17 protein-coding genes are annotated in these 18,275 nt (G+C 71.5%); 13 read left to right on the top strand and 4 right to left on the bottom strand.

Features of this window, described 5'->3' with window-relative positions:
* Positions 1-43 precede the first annotated feature (43 nt).
* The 5 genes from AB0M99_RS29200 (at position 44) to AB0M99_RS29220 (ending at position 3,820) form a co-directional block, all read left to right on the top strand.
* The gene (locus AB0M99_RS29200; protein ID WP_365925603.1) at positions 44-484 is read left to right on the top strand and encodes a DUF6278 family protein; all 441 of its coding nucleotides are present in this window, start codon (positions 44-46) and stop codon (positions 482-484) included.
* Positions 485-599: 115 nt separating this feature from the next.
* Positions 600-1,343, top strand: a complete 744-nt coding sequence (locus AB0M99_RS29205) for an amino acid ABC transporter ATP-binding protein (protein WP_365925605.1) — start codon at positions 600-602, stop codon at positions 1,341-1,343.
* A gap of 13 nt (positions 1,344-1,356) precedes the next feature.
* On the top strand, positions 1,357-2,277 hold the full coding sequence (locus AB0M99_RS29210; RefSeq protein WP_365925607.1) for a glutamate ABC transporter substrate-binding protein: 921 nt from the start codon (positions 1,357-1,359) through the stop codon (positions 2,275-2,277).
* 17 nt (positions 2,278-2,294) lie between these two features.
* Complete coding sequence (locus AB0M99_RS29215) at positions 2,295-2,939, top strand: amino acid ABC transporter permease (RefSeq protein WP_365925609.1); 645 nt, start codon at positions 2,295-2,297, stop codon at positions 2,937-2,939.
* Positions 2,936-3,820 (top strand): amino acid ABC transporter permease, encoded by an 885-nt coding sequence (locus tag AB0M99_RS29220; protein ID WP_365925611.1) that lies wholly within the window; start codon positions 2,936-2,938, stop codon positions 3,818-3,820. The genes AB0M99_RS29215 and AB0M99_RS29220 overlap by 4 nt, the downstream gene beginning before the upstream one ends.
* A gap of 35 nt (positions 3,821-3,855) precedes the next feature.
* On the opposite strand, the gene AB0M99_RS29225 is transcribed toward AB0M99_RS29220, so the two are convergent.
* Positions 3,856-5,454 carry a CocE/NonD family hydrolase gene (locus tag AB0M99_RS29225; protein ID WP_365925613.1) on the bottom strand — a complete coding sequence of 533 codons (1,599 nt, stop codon included), beginning with the start codon at positions 5,452-5,454 and terminating at the stop codon, positions 3,856-3,858.
* 139 nt (positions 5,455-5,593) lie between these two features.
* The gene (locus AB0M99_RS29230) at positions 5,594-6,823 is read right to left on the bottom strand and encodes an Ig-like domain-containing protein (protein WP_365925615.1); all 1,230 of its coding nucleotides are present in this window, start codon (positions 6,821-6,823) and stop codon (positions 5,594-5,596) included.
* A 231-nt stretch (positions 6,824-7,054) separates the two neighbouring features.
* Between AB0M99_RS29230 and AB0M99_RS29235 the strand changes: the two genes are divergently transcribed.
* The 6 genes from AB0M99_RS29235 to AB0M99_RS29260 all read left to right on the top strand — a co-directional run bounded on the left by AB0M99_RS29235 (position 7,055) and on the right by AB0M99_RS29260 (position 14,066).
* The gene (locus AB0M99_RS29235; RefSeq protein ID WP_365925617.1) at positions 7,055-8,203 is read left to right on the top strand and encodes a peptidoglycan bridge formation glycyltransferase FemA/FemB family protein; all 1,149 of its coding nucleotides are present in this window, start codon (positions 7,055-7,057) and stop codon (positions 8,201-8,203) included.
* Positions 8,204-8,274: 71 nt separating this feature from the next.
* Positions 8,275-9,897: a murein biosynthesis integral membrane protein MurJ gene (gene murJ, locus AB0M99_RS29240; protein WP_365925646.1), complete on the top strand. Its 1,623-nt coding sequence runs from the start codon at positions 8,275-8,277 to the stop codon at positions 9,895-9,897.
* Positions 9,898-9,937: 40 nt separating this feature from the next.
* A complete protein-coding gene (locus tag AB0M99_RS29245; protein ID WP_365925619.1) occupies positions 9,938-10,621 on the top strand; it encodes a response regulator transcription factor in 684 nt (227 codons plus the stop codon).
* Between the two features lie 5 nt (positions 10,622-10,626).
* Complete coding sequence (locus AB0M99_RS29250; RefSeq protein ID WP_365925648.1) at positions 10,627-12,102, top strand: ATP-binding protein; 1,476 nt, start codon at positions 10,627-10,629, stop codon at positions 12,100-12,102.
* Positions 12,099-12,611: a hypothetical protein gene (locus AB0M99_RS29255; protein WP_365925621.1), complete on the top strand. Its 513-nt coding sequence runs from the start codon at positions 12,099-12,101 to the stop codon at positions 12,609-12,611. Before AB0M99_RS29250 ends, AB0M99_RS29255 begins: the two co-directional genes overlap by 4 nt.
* A 147-nt stretch (positions 12,612-12,758) precedes the next feature.
* The gene (locus tag AB0M99_RS29260) at positions 12,759-14,066 is read left to right on the top strand and encodes a cytochrome P450 (RefSeq protein ID WP_365925623.1); all 1,308 of its coding nucleotides are present in this window, start codon (positions 12,759-12,761) and stop codon (positions 14,064-14,066) included.
* Here AB0M99_RS29260 and AB0M99_RS29265 read toward each other — a convergent pair.
* On the bottom strand, positions 14,026-14,751 hold the full coding sequence (locus AB0M99_RS29265) for a hypothetical protein (RefSeq protein WP_365925625.1): 726 nt from the start codon (positions 14,749-14,751) through the stop codon (positions 14,026-14,028). The genes AB0M99_RS29260 and AB0M99_RS29265 overlap by 41 nt on opposite strands.
* Positions 14,752-14,862: 111 nt before the next feature.
* Here AB0M99_RS29265 and ggt point away from each other — a divergent pair, with 111 nt between their 5' ends.
* Positions 14,863-16,662, top strand: a complete 1,800-nt coding sequence (gene ggt / locus AB0M99_RS29270) for a gamma-glutamyltransferase (protein WP_365925627.1) — start codon at positions 14,863-14,865, stop codon at positions 16,660-16,662.
* 9 nt (positions 16,663-16,671) lie between these two features.
* Here ggt and map read toward each other — a convergent pair whose 3' ends face one another.
* On the bottom strand, positions 16,672-17,439 hold the full coding sequence (gene map / locus AB0M99_RS29275) for a type I methionyl aminopeptidase (RefSeq protein WP_365925629.1): 768 nt from the start codon (positions 17,437-17,439) through the stop codon (positions 16,672-16,674).
* A 64-nt stretch (positions 17,440-17,503) separates the two neighbouring features.
* Here map and AB0M99_RS29280 point away from each other — a divergent pair, with 64 nt between their 5' ends.
* Entirely contained in the window at positions 17,504-17,755 is a 252-nt protein-coding gene (locus AB0M99_RS29280; protein ID WP_365925631.1) for a helix-turn-helix transcriptional regulator, read from the top strand.
* The last annotated feature ends 520 nt before the right edge of the window (positions 17,756-18,275 follow it).

Here is an 18,275-nt window from a genome sequence, read left to right on the forward strand (position 1 = left end):
CGTCCTGTGGCCAGCGGGGGATCCTGGTGCCAGGCTGGGCGGTATGAACATCCCTTTCCTGGCCAACTGGCTGAACCGGCACGAAACGGAACTGGGTGCGGGGCTCGCCGCCGCCCTCGCGGATGATCCCGAGGGCGTCAACGAGCTGTTCTCCGAGTGCGAGATGCTGCGCGACCAGGCGAGGAGGGCCGGGCTGGAACTCGACGGGAGCCCGGCCTCCTTGGAGGCGCTCGACCAGCTGATGCCGCGCTGGCGCCGGGACCCCGAGGTGGTGCCGTGGCTCGGCAACGACGCGGGCTTCTACCTCGGGACCGTGATCATCCGGACCATCCCGGGCAGTGCCTGGCAGGTCTGGCCCAACGGTCAGCCGATGATCCGACTGGCCTCGGGGCGCGAGCTGAACGTGGTGGAGTCGGGGGTTTCGTGGGCCATGACGGGATCGCCGGAGCTGAGCCAGGCCTACGCCGAGGCCTCGGAGGGCTGATCCCACCACCCCCGTGGGCTTTATGTGGCCTTTAGGGCGTGTCGTGGCGAAGTGCCCTTCCCGGCTGGATAGTTTGCGCTGACCTCGACACACCGACAAGTGGGCAGGGCAGCTTATGGCCGTCGATCCGTTGATCGAGCTGCGGAACGTCAACAAGCACTACGGACAGTTGCACGTCCTCCAAGACATCAACCTCACCGTCGGCCGCGGGGAGGTGGTGGTGGTCATCGGCCCCTCCGGCTCCGGCAAATCCACGCTCTGCCGGACCATCAACCGGCTGGAGACCATCGAGTCGGGCACGATCACCCTCGACGGACGCCCGCTCCCCGCAGAGGGCAAGGAGCTGGCCGAGCTGCGCGCCGAGGTCGGGATGGTCTTCCAGTCCTTCAACCTCTTCGCGCACAAGACGGTCCTCGCCAACATCTCCCTCGCCCAGATCAAGGTCAGGAAGCGCAAGCGGGAAGAGGCCGACAAGCGCTCCCGGGAACTCCTGGAGCGGGTCGGCCTCGCCGGCCAGGCGGACAAGTACCCCGCCCAGCTCTCCGGCGGCCAGCAGCAGCGCGTGGCCATCGCCCGCGCCCTCGCCATGAACCCCAAGGCGCTGCTCTTCGACGAGCCCACCTCCGCGCTCGACCCTGAGATGATCAACGAGGTGCTGGAGGTCATGCAGCAGCTCGCCACCGAGGGCATGACCATGGTCGTGGTCACGCACGAGATGGGTTTCGCCCGCTCCGCGGCCAACCGCGTCGTGTTCATGGCCGACGGAAGGATCGTCGAGGACCGGACCCCCGAGGAGTTCTTCACCGCCCCCGAGAGCGACCGGGCCAAGGACTTCCTCTCCAAGATCCTCAAGCACTGAGGAGGCCGGCCCGATGACCCGCACACGCAGCCCGCTCCTGCCCGCCTGCCTCCTCGCCCTCGCGCTCCTCGGCGCCCTCACCGGCTGCGGAAAGTCCGGCAGCCCCCCGGTCAAGGGCCCCCAGCCCGAGGACCTGCCGGTGTACAAGGTCGACACCGGCTTCCGGCTGCCCGACTCGCGCACCTGGGAGAAGGCCAAGCGCCGCGGCCACCTCGTGGTCGGCGCCAAGGAGGACCAGCCGTACATGGGGGAGAAGGACCCCGCGAGCGGCCGCTACTCCGGCTTCGACATCGAGATCGCCAAGATGATGTCGGCCTCCCTCGGCTTCGACCCCAAGACGATCGAGTTCAAGACCATCGCCTCCGCCAACCGCGAGACGGCCCTGCAGAACGGCCAGATCGACTACTACGTCGGCACCTACACCATCAACGCCAACCGCAAGAAGCAGGTCGGCTTCGCCGGCCCGTACTTCCTGGCCGGACAGTCGCTGCTCGTGCGCAAGGACGAGAAGGACATCAAGGGCCCCGAGGACCTCGCCGGCAAGAAGGTCTGCTCGGCCGCCGGCTCCACCCCCTACCAGCGGCTCCAGAAGGAGTTCCCCCGGGCCGTCCTGGTCGCCTACGACACCTACTCGGTCTGCGTCGACAACCTGCTGACCTACCAGGTGGACGCCGTCTCCACCGACGACTCCATCCTCCTCGGCTACGCCGCCAAGGTCCCCGAGGAGCTCAAGGTGGTCGGCAAGGCCTTCTCCGAGGAGCCCTACGGCATCGGCGTCCCGCGCGCCGACAACGCCCTGCGCTTCGCACTCGACGACGCCCTGGAGAAGAACGAGAAGGACGGCAACTGGAAGAAGGCCTTCGAGGCCACGCTCGGCCTGTCCGGCGTGCCGGCCCCGAAACCGCCCGCCATCGACCGCTACCCGGCGGGCTGAGGGGAGAGCGCACCGCCATGGACGTACTCACCAACAACTTCTCGCTCTACGGAAAGGGCTTCCTCGGCACCGTCGAGCTGACGGTCTACGCCTCGCTCGTCGCCCTGGTCCTCGGATTCCTGATGGCCTCCTTCCGCGTGGCCCCCGTCGGCTCCTTCCGCGTCTTCGGCACCGTGTGGGTCGCCGTGCTCCGCAACACCCCGCTGACCCTCCTCTTCTTCGCCGTCCTGCTGGGCCTGCCGCGCTTCGGGCTCGTGCTGCCCTTCCAGCTCTTCGCGGTGCTCGCGCTCGGCTGCTACACCTCCGCCTTCATCTGCGAGGCCCTGCGCTCCGGCATCAATACGGTGCCCAAGGGCCAGGGCGAGGCGGCCCGCAGCCTCGGCATGTCCTTCGGGCAGACACTGGGCACGGTGGTGCTCCCGCAGGCCTTCCGCTCGGTGATCCCGCCCATCGGCTCCACGCTGATCGCCCTCGCGAAGAACTCGGCGATCGCGGGCGCCTTCAGCGTCACCGAGCTGCTGGGCACCTACAAGACGCTCAACGAGCTGGGCTACAGCATCATCTGGACCTTCGTCTGGATCGCCGTCGGGTACCTGATCATCACCCTGTCCATCAGCGCGGTCTTCAACGTGCTGGAGAAGCGCTTCGGAGTCGCCCGATGACCGCGCACGCGCTCCACGGTGACCTGGAGTCCACCGCCCTCTACGACCTCCCCGGACCCCGGGCCCAGCGGCGCCACTTCCTGTACGGCATCGCCTCGACGGTGGTGATCCTCGCCCTCGTCGCCTGGCTCCTGTACCTGCTCTTCGACACCCACCAGTTCACCGCCGCCAAGTGGCGCCCCTTCGAGTACGAGGGCATCCAGGAACTGCTGCTCAAGGGCCTGTGGAACACCCTCAAGGCCTTCGCGTACGCCTCGGTGCTCTCGATCGTGCTCGGCGCGGTGCTCGCCACGGGCCGGCTGTCGGTCCACCGGCCGCTGCGCTGGCTGGCGACGCTGTGCGTGGAGTTCTTCCGGGCCATGCCGGTGCTGGTGATGATCTTCTTCATCTTCGTCGCGCTGAAGGTGCAGCCGCTGCCCGCGCTGGTCGCGGGCCTGACCCTGTACAACGGCTCGGTGCTCGCGGAAGTCTTCCGCACGGGCGTCAACTCGGTCGAGAAGGGCCAGCGCGAGGCCGCGTACGCCCTGGGCATGCGCAAGACCCAGGTGATGACCCACGTCCTCGCCCCGCAGGCGGTCCGGGCGATGATGCCCACCATCATCAGCCAGCTGGTGGTGGCGCTGAAGGACACCTCGCTGGGCTTCCTGATCACCTACGAGGAGTTCCTGCACGCGGGCAAGCTGATCGCCTCGAACCTCGACTACGACCTGCCGTTCATCCCCGTCGTGATGATCATCTCCCCGATCTACATCGGGATGTGCATGCTCCTGTCCTGGTTCGCCACCTGGGTGGCCCGGCGGCAGCGGCGCAATCCCAAGACCGAGGCGGTCGACGTCGCCCCGGCCGAACCGGGCACGGTGCTGCCGGGCACCCTCCTGTAGCTCCGAGAGCCACCCCGCCCGGCAGCAGCCGTGGATCACTGCTCGCGCAGCGGCACCGAGACGTAGCTCGGATCGGTGCGAGGCGAGGAGAAGGTCAGCTGCGCGCCGGTCGGGTTGTGCTCGATGTAGAGCGGATCGACGGTGTCGACGACCAGGGCGAGCCGGTGCCCCGCGGGCACGTCGTAGGCGGTGGAGAAGAGCTCCAGGTCCACGCCGAAGGACTGGCCGGGGGTCTTGCCGTGGAAGGTGTACGGGGCGTTGGTGACCAGCTTGCCGATGCCGAGCGGGCCGACGTCGTAGAGGTACGCGACGAAGGTGCCGTCCGCCTTGGTGGGCGTGACGGTGGTGTGCAGCTTCACCGTGCCGCGCACCCGGCGCTCCTCGTCGTAGCGCTGCGACTGCCAGACGGCGGCGAAGGCGCGGGGGAGGAGGGGGATGGAGGCGATCGGGGGAGCCTTGGCGAACTGGTCGAGGACGTTGGACAGGAGGACGATCCCGCCGTCGGCGCCGGAGTCGACATTGGCGAAGAGGTGCTCGCTGTCGGCGAGGGCGAGCCTCTCGGCGCCGCCGGAGCCGACCGACCGCCAGTCGGCGTAGCCCTCGTAGCCGGCGTTGCTGCGGGACTTGATCTGCACCGGGGCCTCGGTGTCCACGCCGTTGCGGTCGCCCTTGAGGTAGCGGTCGAACCAGCGGTGGGCGTTGGTCCAGGTGTCGTTGGGCAGGCCCAGCAGGCCGGTGCCCTCGGCGGTGGCGTGGTCGCCGGGGCGGAACTCCAGGCGCTTGGGGCCGGTCAGCCTCTCGAAGAACTTCGCGTACTGGTTGGGCGGGAAGATGGTGTCGCCCCAGGCGTTCCCGAGCATGATCGCGGCGCCGTTGGCGTTGATCCGGTCGACCTGCTCGGAGGCCGAGCGCTGCTTGCCCCAGTCGATCATCTGCTGTTCCCGGTCCAGGTTCGAGCCGAGGAAGTCGCCGAGGATCCGCTGGAGTTCGGGGCCGGGGCGGCCGGTGAGGCAGCCGGCGGCGCCGAGCAGCCCGGCGGCCTGGAGGTGCTGGGTGCGGCCGGAGTAGATGGACTCGATCAGGTCGGCCCAGCCGCTGAGCGCGACCACGGCCTTGATGCGCGCGTCGTGCGCGGAGGCCAGCAGGCTGATCCCGGCGCCGTACGAGACCCCGCCCAGGCCGATGCGGTCCGGGTCGGCGGGGGTGTTGGCGAGGGCCCAGTCGATGACGGCGGAGACGTCGGCGATGTCCTTCGGCCCGGCCGTCTCGATCTCGCCGCCGGAGAGCCAGAAGCCGCGGGAGGTGTAACTGACCACGACGTAGCCGGAGTCGGCGAGCTTCTTGGCCTGGGCGATGTATTCGATCTGCGGCATGCCCCAGCTGGTGGGGAGCACGATCACCGGGTAGGTGCGGCCGGGCTCGGCGCCGGCGGGGGTGAAGACGTTGCCCTTGAGCGTGATGCCGCCGGAGCCGGGGATGTCGTGGAAGCGCAGTTCGGCGGGGGCGGCGGAGGCAGTGGAGGCTGCGGCCGTGGGCGCCGCCTGGGCCTGGTGGGGGGCCAGGCCCAGGGCGGCTGCGGCCAGCACGGCGGCCAACGCCGCTGTCGTGGTGGTGCGGACGGTGGTGCGGACCATCAATCGCTCCTCGCGTGCGCCGGGTGTCAAAGTGACCCGACGGTAACGGGAGGGGCTTACCGGAGGTAACCCATCAGTAAGTTACGCGCTGGTAACGATTGAACGAAAGTCAGTCGAGGCCGGTCGAGATCGGTCGAGGTCAGCCGGTCTGGGCGCCGCCGCCGGCCGGCGCGCTCAGCTGCTTCCACTCGTCCCAGGACTTGTTCCACTCGCCGTAGCCGTTGCCGAGCGGGGCATTGCCCTTCGAGCCGCTGCCGACGACCTCGAACGGGTCGCCGACCTGCACCTGCCCGTAGAAGTCCGCGGCGTTGGCGTCGCTCATGCCCACGCAGCCGGAGCTCGTGTTGGCGCGGCCGAAGTTCGCGGTGTTCCACGGCGCCGCGTGCACGTACATGCCCGACCAGGTCAGCCGCATCGAGTAGTCGACCATTTTGTCGTAGGAGTCGCCCAGGCCCACCGTCTGGGAGTCCATCCGGATGGTGCCCTCCTTCGACATCAGCACCATCTTCCCGGACCAGGAGGCCTTCTGGCCGCCCGGCGTACCCGCCGAGACGGGGATCGTCTTGACCACCTGGCCGTCCTCGGACACCGACATCTTCTTCGTGTCGAGGCTGACCTCCATCCGGCGGTCCTTGCCGATCTTGAACTCGGTGGTGTAGTCGCGGGCGAAGAGGCCGCCGCCCTGGCCCGAGTCCACCCCGTTCAGGTTCATGTCGACCTTCACGTCGGTGCCCGACTTCCAGTACTCCTTCGGCCGCCAGTCCACCCGGTCCTTGCCGGAGTAGTCCTTGAACCAGCCCCAGGAGCCCTCGGTGTTGTTCGAGGTCGTGACCTTGAGCTGCTTCTCGACCTCGGCCTTGTTCTTGACGGGGTTGTCGAAGACGAGCGAGACGGGCATGGCCACGCCCACCGTGCTGCCCTTGGGCACGTTGATCGAGACCTTGTTCACCTTGTCGGCGGCGCCGGTCTTGAACTGCGCGGCCGCGTTCTGGCTGTCGGTGTTCTGCGCCTCGACCTTGTAGTCGGTGCCCGGCGAGGCGTTGCGCTCGGAGGTCCAGGTCTTGCCGTCGGCGGATATCTGGCCCGCCAGCTCCCCGCCCTTGGCGTCCGTCACCTTCACCAGCGCCAGCTTGCCGTCGGCGATCGTCACCTTGACCGGCTCGCCCGCCTTGACCTGATCGCCCGTGAGGTTCACGGATATCGCCATGTCGGGCTTCTGCTTCGGCTTCATCTCCGACTTGGACCCGTTGTCCGCGGCCCCCGAACCGCCGCCGCAGGCGGTCAGAGCGGCGGCCAGAAGTGCGGTGCCCGCCACCAGGACGTGGCGGCTCCGGCGGCGCGGCAGTGCGGTACGGCGTGTGCGGCTCAACGAAAACCCCTCCAAGTAATGATCGTTCGCAAATGTAGATGCGAACGGTACGACTCTAGGTTGCAGAATCCGCGGAAGAGTTCGTCCTTTCGGTTGTGACATGGACCGCAGCGAAACGGTCATCGTCCGGTCACAATCGCCGCTCACATCGGTCATGGACACCTGTGAGAGTCCTGTGCATCCCCCGTTCCGGACGTACAGGAAGGCCGATCAGCCGTGTGTGCACTGCTCGTGAACCCCACCCAGCGGCACCAGGACCAGGAGCTGAAGGTGCGTTCCCTGTCCGTCTCGGAATACCAGGGATTCCTTTCGCGGCACGGGAGGGCGAGTTTCCTCCAGTACCCCTCCTGGGCCCAGGTGAAGGACCTTTGGCGCTCGGAAAGGGTCGGATGGCACTACCCGAGCGGGCGGATGGCCGGTGCCGCGCTCGTTCTCTATCGCCAATTCCCGGGCACCCGCAAATACTTCGCCTACCTGCCCGAAGGGCCCGTCGCGGACTGGGCCGACCCGCAGATCGACCAGTGGCTGACCCCGCTCATGCGCCACCTGAAGGGCGCCGGGGCCTTCGCCGTCCGCATAGGTCCCACGCCCGCCTACCGCCGCTGGGACGCCGCCGCCGTCAAGGCCGGCACCGGACCCGGCCGCCAGCTGTCCGACGTGCTCGCCACCGAGGTCGACCCCGTCGGCGCGGCCCTCGCCGACCGCCTGCGCACCCGCGGCTGGAAGCGCTGCGGCGGCGAGGACGACGGCGACGCCCAGCCCCGCCACGTCTTCCGCGTACCGCTGGCCGGCCGCTCTCTCGACGACCTGTGGTCCGGTCTGAACCAGGAGTGGCGGCGCAATGTGCGAAAGGCCACAAAGTCCGGAGTCGAGACGGTCCTCGGCACCGCCGCCGACCTGCCCGAGTTCTACCGGCTGCTGCGCATCACCGAGGAGCGCGACGGCTTCCGGCTCGGCCGCTCCCTGGAGTACTACCAGCGTCAGTACGAGGTCCTCAACGCCGAGGAGCCCGGCCGGATGCGCCTCTACCTGGGCATCCACGGGGGCGAGATCCTCGCCGCCCACACCATGATCGTGGCCGGCCGCAGGGTCTGGTACCAGACCGGCGCCTCCGCCGACCACCGCCGCGAGGTCCGCCCCAGCAACGCCCTGCAGTGGCGGATGATGTGTGACGCACATGCCCTCGGAGCGGACGAATACGACATGCGCGGGGTACCCTCCACCCTCGACCCCGACGACCGATCCTTCGGGCTGCTGCGCTGGAAGCTCGGCACCGGCGGACAGGTCGTAGAAACGCTCGGCGAGTGGGAGACCCCGATGGACGGATACGCCAACACGGCGCTCTACAAGGCGTTCCAGGCGTACCTGGCCCGCCGGTGACCACGACCGACACCAGACCGGCCGAGACGGGCCCCTCGGCCGGACAGGGCGCAGCACCGGGCAAGACCTCGGTGCTGCGCAGCGGCGCGCTCATGGCCGCCGGCTCCATCGTCTCGCGCGCCACCGGCTTCGTCCGCTCCGCGGTCGTCGTCGCCGCACTGGGCACCGGACTGCTCGGCGACAGCTACGCCGTCGCCAACACCGTCCCGAACATCCTGTACATGCTCCTCATCGGCGGCGCCCTCAACGCCGTCTTCGTGCCCGAGCTGGTCAAGGCCGCCCGGGAACACCGGGACGGCGGCTCCGCGTACACCGACCGGCTGCTCACCGCCTGCACCGTCGCACTCGTCGCGCTCACCGCGGTCGCCGTGCTGGCCGCCCCGCTGATCGTCTCGGCGTACACCGACTACAGCGGGGCCCAGGCGAGCACCACCGTCGCCCTCGCCCGGTACTGCCTGCCGCAGATCCTCTTCTACGGCCTGTTCACCCTCCTCGGCCAGGTGCTGAACGCCCGCGGCCGGTTCGGCGCGATGATGTGGACCCCGGTCCTCAACAACCTCGTGATCATCGGCGTCTTCGGGCTCTTCCTCTACGTCTCCCACGATGCGGCGGACGGCCTGACGGCCGGCGAGACCCGGCTCCTGGGCCTCGGCACCACCGCCGGCATCGTCATCCAGGCCCTCGCCCTGATCCCCTCGCTGCGCGCCGCCCGCTTCCGCTGGCGCCCCCGCTTCGACTGGCGCGGCAGCGGCCTCGGCCGCCCGCTGCGCAACGCGGGATGGCTGGTGATGCTCGTCCTCACCAACCAGATCGCCTACTGGGTCGTCACCCGGCTCTCCACCACCACCGGACGGCACGCCGCCGAACTGGGCCTCGCGGGCGGCGCCGGTTACACGGCCTACAGCAACGCCTACCAGCTGTGGATCGTCCCGCAGGGCATCATCACCGTCTCCCTGGTCACCGCCCTGATGCCGCGGATGAGCGCCGCCGCCGCCGACGGCGAGCTCGGTGCGCTGCGCCGGGACGTCTCGTACGCGCTGCGCTCCAGCGCCGCCCTCGTGGTCCCCGCCGCCGCGCTCTTCGCCGCCCTCGCCCCCTGGGTGATGGGCAGCGTCTTCGAGTACGGGCGCACCGGCGCCGCCGACATCGAGGTCATGGCGGGCATGCTCATCGCCTTCGCGCCCGGCCTGATCGCCTTCTCCGCGCAGTACGTCCTCTCGCGCGGCTTCTACGCGCTGTCCGACACCCGGACCCCGTTCTTCCTGAACCTGGTCATCGCCGCCCTGAACACTGCGCTCTCGGCCGCCGCGTACCTGCTGTTGCCCGCGCGCTGGGCGGTCACCGGCATGGCCGCGGCGTACTCCGTGGCACTGTTCGCGGGCGCGGCCGTGACCGCGTACGCCCTCGCCCGGCGGCTCGGCCCGCGCACCGGGACCCGTACCGAGCGCCGGGCCACGGCCCTGCGCACCCACGTCCGGCTGCTGATCGCCTGCGTTCCCGCGGCGGCCGCCGGGTACGCCGCGGCGCGCGCCGCCGACGGATTCGGGAACTTCGCCGCGGTCGGGGCGGGAACCGTCGCCCTCGCGGTCGTCGTCGTCCTCCTCGCCGGGCCGCTGCGCCTGACGGAGATCACCGACCTGCTCGACTCCCTGCGGCGCAGGGTGGGCCGGGGGCCCGCCGAAGACCGGCCGTAAGCCTGAGGAGAGCCACGGAACATGCTGGGATACTGACCGGATGCCACGCGTACTGCTGATCGAGGACGACCCTTCCATCCGGGAGGGGGTGGGCCTCGGCCTGCGCCGCCGCGGCCACGAGGTGAGCGCCGCCGAGACCGGTGAGGACGGACTCGCCCTGATGGCCGGCTTCCACCCCGAGCTGGTCCTTCTCGACCTCATGCTGCCGGGCATGAACGGCGTCCAGGTCTGCCGCCGAATACGCGAGACCAGTCAGGTACCGATCATCATGCTGACCGCGCGCGGCGACGACTTCGACATAGTCGTCGGCCTGGAGGCCGGCGCCGACGACTACATCGTCAAGCCCGCCCGCACCGAGGTCATCGAGGCCCGGATCAAGGCGGTGCTGCGCCGCCTCAGCGACACCTCGGTCGGCCGCCCCGAGGTCGAGTTCCACGGCGAACTCGCCATCGACCGCTCCGGGCTCACCGTCGCCAAGAACAGCGAGCGCATCGCGCTGGCCCCCAGCGAGCTCAAGCTCCTGCTGCACCTGTCGGCCTCGCCCGAGCAGGTCTTCTCCCGCCAGCAGCTCCTGGAGTACGTGTGGGAGCACAGCTACCACGCCGACGCCCGGCTCGTGGACGCCTGCGTCCGCCGGCTGCGCCACAAGATCGAGGACCCCGACGCGGGCCCGCGCTACATCCAGACCGTGCGCGGCTTCGGCTACCGCTTCGGCCCCCTGTAGGCGTGGTGAGACGAATAGCCCCCCTGGGCCTGCGCACCCGGCTGATCGCGGCCTTCCTGCTGGTCGCCGCGATCTGCGCCGTGACCACGGCCGCGCTCACCTACCAGCAGGCGCGCACCGCGGTCCTCAGGCAGAGCCAGGACACCGCCGTCAGCACCCTGCGCGACCAGGTCGAGCAGCAGGCCATCCACCTGCCCGTCGACCAGCAGGAGCTGAAGCGGATCGTCGTCGACCTCGCGAAGCGGGGCAAACCCCACCCGTGGAACGTCTTCGCCGAGTACGGCACCCTGCGGGTCTCCTCCAACTTCGCCCAGCCCACCTCCACCGTGATCACCGACGAACTCCGCGCGAAGGTGCGCAACAACCAGCACGGGGCCTTCCAGCGCGTCGACGACCGCAGCGGCACCCCGTACCTCACCGTGGGCGTGGCGGCCGTCTTCACCCACGCGGGAGTGAGCGAGCCCACGGGGGCCGTCTTCTTCGCCAGCATGCCGCTGATCGACGAGAGGCGGACCGTCGAGGCCATGGTCGATGCCGCCCAGCAGGGCGCCGTACCCGGCCTCGCCATCGCCGTCATCCCGGCCCTGCTGGCCGCGCGCAGCGTGCTGCGGCCGGTACGGGAGATGCGCCGGGCCGCCCAGCGGCTGGGCCGGGGCCGCCTCGACACCCGTATCGAGGTCCGGGGCGCCGACGAACTCGCCGGACTCGCCCGCACCTTCAACGAGACGGCCCGCGCCCTCGAACAGTCGGTGAGCGAGCTCCGGGAGGCCGAGGTCCGGGCCCGCCGCTTCGCCGCCGACGTCTCCCACGAACTGCGCACCCCGCTCGCCGGGATGCTCGCCGTCACCGAGGTGCTCGACGAGGACGCCGAGCACCTCGATCCCGACACCGCCAAGGCCCTGCGCCTGATCAGCGCCGAGACCGGCAAACTCGCCGTGCTCGTCGAGGACCTCATGGAGATCTCCCGCTTCGACGCCCGGGCCGCCGAACTGAACCTCGACGACGTGGACATCGCCGAGGCCGTGGGCAAGACCCTGGAACGCCGGCACTGGGACGACGACCGCGTCGTCACCGACCTGCCGCACGGGGTCCGCGCCCGGCTCGACCCCCGCCGCTTCGACGTGGTCCTCGCCAACCTCGTCGGCAACGCCCTGCGGCACGGAAGCGCCCCGGTGCGGATCGCCGTACGGACCGAACCGCGGCCGGACGGCGAGCGCCTGCTCGTCGAGGTGGCCGACAGCGGGCCCGGCATCGCCCCCGAGGTGCTGCCGCACATCTTCGACCGCTTCTTCAAGGCCGACGCGGCCCGCACCCGCTCCGCCGGCAGCGGCCTCGGGCTCGCCATCACCCTGGAGAACGTACGCCTGCACGGGGGCACCCTGCGTGCGGCCAACGGCACCGCCCCGGGGGTCGCCGGGGCCGCCGGAGGAGCCGCGGGAGCCGTCTTCACCATCGACATGCCCCTGGAGGCCGGCGCGTGACCCGGACGAAGGCGTTGTCCGCCGCCGCGGCGGCCGCGCTGGCCGGCATGCTGCTGCTGGTCGGCTGCGGGATCAAACCCACCGGGGTGATCGACAGCGGTGACGCCGCGACCGTGCAGGTACCCGGCGCCACCAGCGGTCCCGTCCTCTACTTCGTCTCCGCGGAAGGCAGCCGGCTGGCCCCGTACCCGCTGCTGGCCGGAGTGGACTCCTCCCAGCTCCTGACGGCCCTGCTGGCCGGCCCCACCAACACGGCGCGCGAGGCGGGCATCACCACCGCGCTGCCGACGCCGGCCGAGCTGAACCCGGATCAGCTGGCCGTCGAGTACTCGCCGACCGACGGGGTGACGGCGAGGTTCCCCTTCGCCGTGAGCCGCCTGTCCGAACTGGCCCGCCGCCAGGTGGTGTGCACCCTGGCCTTCGCCGTGGTCCCCGGCACCATCAGCCCCGTCACCGTGACGGGCACCGACACCAGCCTCGGCCCCGCCCAGTGCGACCTCAAGGGGTAGTGCCGCGTCAGGCAGCGTTCGCCCGTCGCTGCCCGTCGCTGCCCGTCGCTGCCCGTCGCTGCCCGTCGCTGCCCGACGCGGCACCAGAACCGCACTAGAGCCGCACGCCGTCTTGCCGCCGGGGCACAGCGCGGTCACCGTGGCCCCATGGACCACGCCGCGGACGCCGCCGAAGTTTCCGAAGCCTCCGATGTCCCCGACGCCCCCGACGTCTTCGACCCGCGCCTCTACGCCGGGGGCGTCCCCCACGCGCGCTACCGCCTGCTGCGCGACACGCGCCCGGTGGCCTGGCAGCCCGAACCCGAGGTCCTGGGCTGGCCCGCCGGTCCCGGCTTCTGGGCCGTCACCCGGCACGCCGACGTCGTACGCGTCCTGCGCGACCACCGCGCGTACTCCTCCTGGCTCGGCGCCACCCAGATCCGCGACCCCGACCCCGCCGACCTGCCGTTCCTGCGGCGCACCATGCTCAACCAGGACCCCGGCGGGGCCGGCGCGGACCACGGGCGGCTGCGCCGGCTCGTCTCCCGCGCCTTCACCCCGGCGCGCGTGGACGCCTTCGCCGGCCGGGTCCGCGAGCGGGCCCGTACGCTGCTGCGCGCGGCCCGCGACGGAGCCGAGGGCGGGACCGCCGACCTGGTGCGCACCGTCACCGACGAGTACGCACTGCTGAACCTCACCGACCTGCTGGGCATCCCGGCCGCCGACCGCGGGCTGCTGCTCGACTGGACGGTACGGGTCATCGGCTACCAGGACCCCGAGGACGCCCCGGCCCCGCCGGCCGGCCCCGACGGGAAACCGCTCAACCCGCGCTCCCCGGCCCTGCTCGGCGAGATGTTCGGGTACGCCCGGGAACTGGCCGCGTACAAGCGGGCCCACCCCGGCGAGGACGTCATGACCGCCCTCGCGCTCGCCCCGCTGGAGCCGGCCGAGCTGGAGATGTTCTTCTTCCTGCTCACCGTCGCGGGCAACGACACCGTACGCTCCGCCGCGCCCGGCGGCCTGCTCGCGCTGGCCCGCACCCCGGACGCGTACCGGCAACTCGCCCGGGGACGCGCCCCGGTGGACCGGGCCGTGGAGGAACTCCTGCGCGTCCACCCGCCGGTGCTCAGCTTCCGCCGCACCGCGGCCGCCGACACCGAGCTGGCCGGGCAGCGGATCCGGGCCGGGGACAAGGTGGTGGTCTTCCACGCCTCCGCCAACCACGACGAGCGCGTCTTCACCGACCCGGGGCGCCTGGACCTCGGCCGCGCGCCCAACCCGCACGTCTCCTTCGGCGACGGCCCGCACGTCTGCCTCGGCGCCCACTTCGCCCGGCTCCAGCTGCGCACGCTCTACGAGGAGTGGTGCGCCGCCATGCCCGTCCCCGAACTCGCCGGGGAACCGCGCCGGTTGGTCTCCAACTTCATCAACGGCATCACACGGCTGCCGCTGCGGGTGTCCGGGCCGCCCGCGTGACGTCCGCGACCAGCTCCGTCACGTCCGGTCCGTAGGCATCGGAGTTGACGACCTTCAGCATGATGCAGAAGGAGTCGTTGCCGTACTTCCGGGCGAGCTGCTCGTGGTGCCGCGCCAGGTAACGGGCCGCGGCCTGGTTGCTGTTGGCGGTCTGCCCCGACAGCAGGAACACCGGCCGGGTCCGCGGACCCGCCGTCAACCGGGCCAGCAGCACGTACTCGACCGTGCCCTTCTCCCAGCGGTACGTCTCCCCGCCGACGCCGATCGACCCGCGGTCCGGACCCGGCTCGGACGAGACGTCGACCCGCACCCCCGGCAGCATGGACATCAGGTGCGCCGTCGTACGGGCGTTGGAAACGGGCCCGCCGACACAGAACTCGGCCCGCTCGCCGAAGCCCTGGCGGGCCGTGTCGTGCGTGACGATCTGGACGTTCGCCCCGCAGTCCTTGATCAGGGCGGATATCTCCAGCAGCGCGAAGGCGTCGTTGCGGTGCAAGGAGGAATCGGTCCCGCCCATCTGGCGGTTGACCACGAACAGGCAGTCGGACCCGGTCGGCAGCCCGAAGAAGGCCTGCTTGCGGCGCAGCGCGCGGCGCCACAGGTACGTCCGCGTGAACCACCCGAAACCACCGCTGACGGCCGTCGCCACCACCCCGAGCACGATGTTGCGCACGTCGTCGTTCATGGCCCGGATGGTAGCCCGGAGCAGGTGCTCCTGACGCGGGGGGTGCACGGAAGTTACAGTGCCGAGCCTAGGCCTGACGCACGGTCCGGCAGGCCGCGACTGGAGGTCCGGATGCACCGTCCCGCCGCCCGCACGTTACCCCTGCTCGCGCTCGCCGCCGCGCTCGTCGCCACCGGTGCGGCGGCCCCGCCCCAGGCGGCCCCCGCCCCCGCCAAGGTCCCGGTCGCCGTCGGCCACGGCGGGGCCGTCGCCAGCGTCGACGCCGACGCCAGCGCGGCCGGCATCGCCGTGCTGCGCTCGGGTGGCAACGCCGTGGACGCCGCCGTCGCGACGGCGGCCGCGCTCGGCGTCACCGAGCCCTACTCCGCCGGGATCGGCGGGGGCGGCTACTTCGTTTACTACGACGCCAAGTCCCGCCGCGTACAGACCATCGACGGCCGGGAGACCGCGCCCGCGACGGCCACGGCCACCCTCTTCCAGGAGAACGGCGTCCCCATCCCGTTCGCCGAGGGCCAGACCAGTGGCCGCGCCGTCGGCGTCCCCGGCACCCCGGCCACCTGGCAGAGCGCACTCGACTCCTGGGGCACACGCCCGCTGCGCACGCTCCTGAAGCCCGCCGAGAAGCTGGCGCGCGACGGATTCACCGTCGACAGCACCTTCCGGGCCCAGACGGAGCTCAACCAGGACCGGTTCAAGGACTTCCCGGCCACGGCGCAGCTGTTCCTGCCGGGCGGCGCCCTCCCCGTCGTCGGCTCCACCTTCAAGAACCCCGACCTCGCCGCCACTTACGCCGAGATCGGCCGCAAGGGACCGGCCGCGATCTACCGCGGGCCGATCGCCGAGGACATCGTCGGCGCCGTCCGCAAACCCCCGGTGAACCCGGCGGCCACCCGGAACGTGCGCCCCGGCGACCTGACCGCCGAGGACCTGCGTACGTACGGGACCAAGCGGCAGGCCCCGACCCGGGTGAGCTATCGCGGCCTGGACGTCTACAGCATGGCGCCCTCCTCCTCCGGCGGCACCACCGTCGGCGAGGCGCTGAACATCCTGGAGCGCACCGACGTCTCGAAGCTGTCCGAGACGCAGTACCTGCACCGCTTCATCGAGGCCTCGCGGATCTCCTTCGCCGACCGCGGCCGCTGGGTCGGCGACCCGGCGGCCGAGTCCGTCCCGACCCGGGAGCTGCTCTCCCAGCGGTACGCCGACACGCGCGGGTGCCTCATCGACCCGGCCCGGGCGCTGACCAGCCCGCTGGCGCCGGGCAATCCGCGCGAGCCGGTGCCCTGCGGGAACACCGGGCAGGCGGCCCCGACCACGTACGAGGGGGAGAACACCACGCACCTGACGGTGGCCGACCGCTGGGGCAACGTGGTCTCGTACACCCTGACCATCGAGTCCACCGGCGGCAGCGCGATCACCGTCCCGGGCCGCGGCTTCCTGCTCAACAACGAGCTGACCGACTTCTCCTTCGCCCCGGCCGCCCCCGGCGTACCGGACCCGAACCTGCCCGGCCCGGGCAAGCGGCCGCGCTCGTCGATGTCCCCGACCATCGTGCTGGAGGACGGGCGGCCGGTCCTCGCGGTGGGCTCCCCGGGCGGCGCCACCATCATCACCACCGTGCTCCAGACCCTGCTCGGGCACCTGGACCGGGGCCTTCCGCTGGGCGACGCCATCGCCGCGCCGCGGGCCAGCCAGCGCAACCAGACGACGACCGAGCTGGAGCCGGGCCTGTGGAACAGCCCGCTCCGGGCCGAACTGGAGGCCCTCGGCCAGGGCTTCCGCCAGAACCCGGAGATCGGCGCGGCCACCGGTGTCCAGCGCCTGCCGGACGGCCGCTGGCTCGCCGCCGCCGAACCCACCCGCCGCGGCGGCGGCTCGGCCATGGTGGTCCACCCGCACGGCAGGTACTGACGGCCGGTACTAGAGGGCGGTGAGGATGCGGGGGCCCTTCGGGGTGATGGCCACCGTGTGTTCCGCGTGGGCGGCGCGGGTGCCGTCGGTGGTGCGCAGGGTCCAGCCGTCGGGGTCGCAGGCGTAGTCGTCGGTGCCGCCCGCGATCAGCATCGGCTCGATCGCCAGGACCATGCCGGGGCGCAGCTTCATGCCGCGTCCCGGCGGGCCCTCGTTGGGGACGCCCGGGTCCTCGTGCATGGTGCGGCCGATGCCGTGGCCGCCGAAGCCGTCCGGGATGCCGTATCCGGCGGCGCGGCAGACGGTGCCGACGGCGTGGGCGATGTCGCCGATGCGGTTGCCGGGCACGGCGGCGGCGATGCCGGCGGCGAGGGCCGCCTCGGCGGTGCCGATCAGCCGCAGGTCCGCCGGGCTGGGCCGGCCGACGGTGAAGCTGACGGCGGCGTCGCCGACCCAGCCGTTCAGCTCCGCCCCGATGTCGATGCTGACGAGGTCGCCGTCGCGCAGCCGGTATGCGCCGGGGATGCCGTGCACGATCGCGTCGTTGACCGAGGCGCAGATCACCGCGGGGAAGGGCACCGGCGCGAACTCCGGCCGGTATCCGAGGAAGGGGGAGGAGGCGCCGGCCTCGCGCAGGACGGCACGGGCCGCCGCGTCGAGCTCCAGCAGGGAGACCCCGACCCGCGCGCTCTCCCGTACGGCGGCCAGGGCGCGGGCGACCACCCGGCCGGCGGCGCGCATCTCTTCGATCGACTGTTCTGTCTTCAGTTCCACCATTCCAATAACTATACCGGTATAACTTTACCGGGATAGTTATTGGGGGAGGGGGTAGGATGGCGGCATGGTCCGTACCCCCCTCACCCCCGAAGAGCGCGAGCGCGGCGAGCGGCTCGGCGCCCTGCTCCGCGAGGCCCGCGGCGCCCGCAGCATGGTCGAGGTCGCGGCCGGCGCCGGGCTCTCCGCCGAGACCCTGCGCAAGATCGAGACCGGCCGGGCGCCCACCCCCGCCTTCTTCACCGTCGCCGCCCTCGCCGAGGCCCTCGGACTCTCCCTCGACGACGTCATGCGCCGCTGCGCCTTCGTCCCCGCCTGAGGCCTGCCGTTCGGGCGGGCCCGCAGGCCGAAGGGCCCGATCGGCGGTGGGGCCGGCGGGGCGCGGGGCAGGCGTGATGGGGTGTCAGCCAAGAACGCATCGAAGCGACTCGGTCTCGGACTCCTCGGCGCGCTCCTCGCGGTAGGCCTGCTCCTCGCAGCCTGTGCGGTGCCCGACGGCCGGGCCCGGGCCACCACCGCGGCCGACGTGGTCTTCCGCCACCCGTGCGGACGGGCGCGGAACTCCCGTACACCCGCGAGCTGGTCGAGAAGACGCGGCCGGCGGGGACGGACGACCTGTTCGTGGCGTGGGAGACGGTGAGCCACGGGGAGGCCGCCCTGGCCGCGGGCGCGGCCGGGCCCGTCGTCTGGTGCTGTGGTCGGGAAGGTTCACCGTGTCGGCCACAGCACTAGGGGGTGTCTGGCGGAGGAGGGGCCGCGCCCGGCCCGGGGCCGCCCTGAGCCCCCAGGGCGGGGGGGCCGAGCGGGGGGGTGGGGGCGGGTCGGCGGGAGCGGACGGA

The sequence above is a fragment of the Streptomyces sp. NPDC051183 genome (assembly GCF_040682455.1).
Lineage (GTDB): Bacteria > Actinomycetota > Actinomycetes > Streptomycetales > Streptomycetaceae > Streptomyces.

Bases quoted from the DNA above. Each gene is read 5' to 3' on its own strand.
- AB0M99_RS29200 (WP_365925603.1), top strand. From the start codon at position 44: ATGAACATCCCTTTCCTGGCCAACTGGCTGAACCGGCACGAAACGGAA.
- AB0M99_RS29205 (WP_365925605.1), top strand. From the start codon at position 600: ATGGCCGTCGATCCGTTGATCGAGCTGCGGAACGTCAACAAGCACTAC.
- AB0M99_RS29210 (WP_365925607.1), top strand. From the start codon at position 1,357: ATGACCCGCACACGCAGCCCGCTCCTGCCCGCCTGCCTCCTCGCCCTC.
- AB0M99_RS29215 (WP_365925609.1), top strand. From the start codon at position 2,295: ATGGACGTACTCACCAACAACTTCTCGCTCTACGGAAAGGGCTTCCTC.
- AB0M99_RS29220 (WP_365925611.1), top strand. From the start codon at position 2,936: ATGACCGCGCACGCGCTCCACGGTGACCTGGAGTCCACCGCCCTCTAC.
- AB0M99_RS29225 (WP_365925613.1), bottom strand. From the start codon at position 5,454: ATGGTCCGCACCACCGTCCGCACCACCACGACAGCGGCGTTGGCCGCC.
- AB0M99_RS29245 (WP_365925619.1), top strand. From the start codon at position 9,938: ATGCCACGCGTACTGCTGATCGAGGACGACCCTTCCATCCGGGAGGGG.
- AB0M99_RS29260 (WP_365925623.1), top strand. From the start codon at position 12,759: ATGGACCACGCCGCGGACGCCGCCGAAGTTTCCGAAGCCTCCGATGTC.
- AB0M99_RS29265 (WP_365925625.1), bottom strand. From the start codon at position 14,751: ATGAACGACGACGTGCGCAACATCGTGCTCGGGGTGGTGGCGACGGCC.
- ggt (WP_365925627.1), top strand. From the start codon at position 14,863: ATGCACCGTCCCGCCGCCCGCACGTTACCCCTGCTCGCGCTCGCCGCC.
- map (WP_365925629.1), bottom strand. From the start codon at position 17,439: ATGGTGGAACTGAAGACAGAACAGTCGATCGAAGAGATGCGCGCCGCC.
- AB0M99_RS29280 (WP_365925631.1), top strand. From the start codon at position 17,504: ATGGTCCGTACCCCCCTCACCCCCGAAGAGCGCGAGCGCGGCGAGCGG.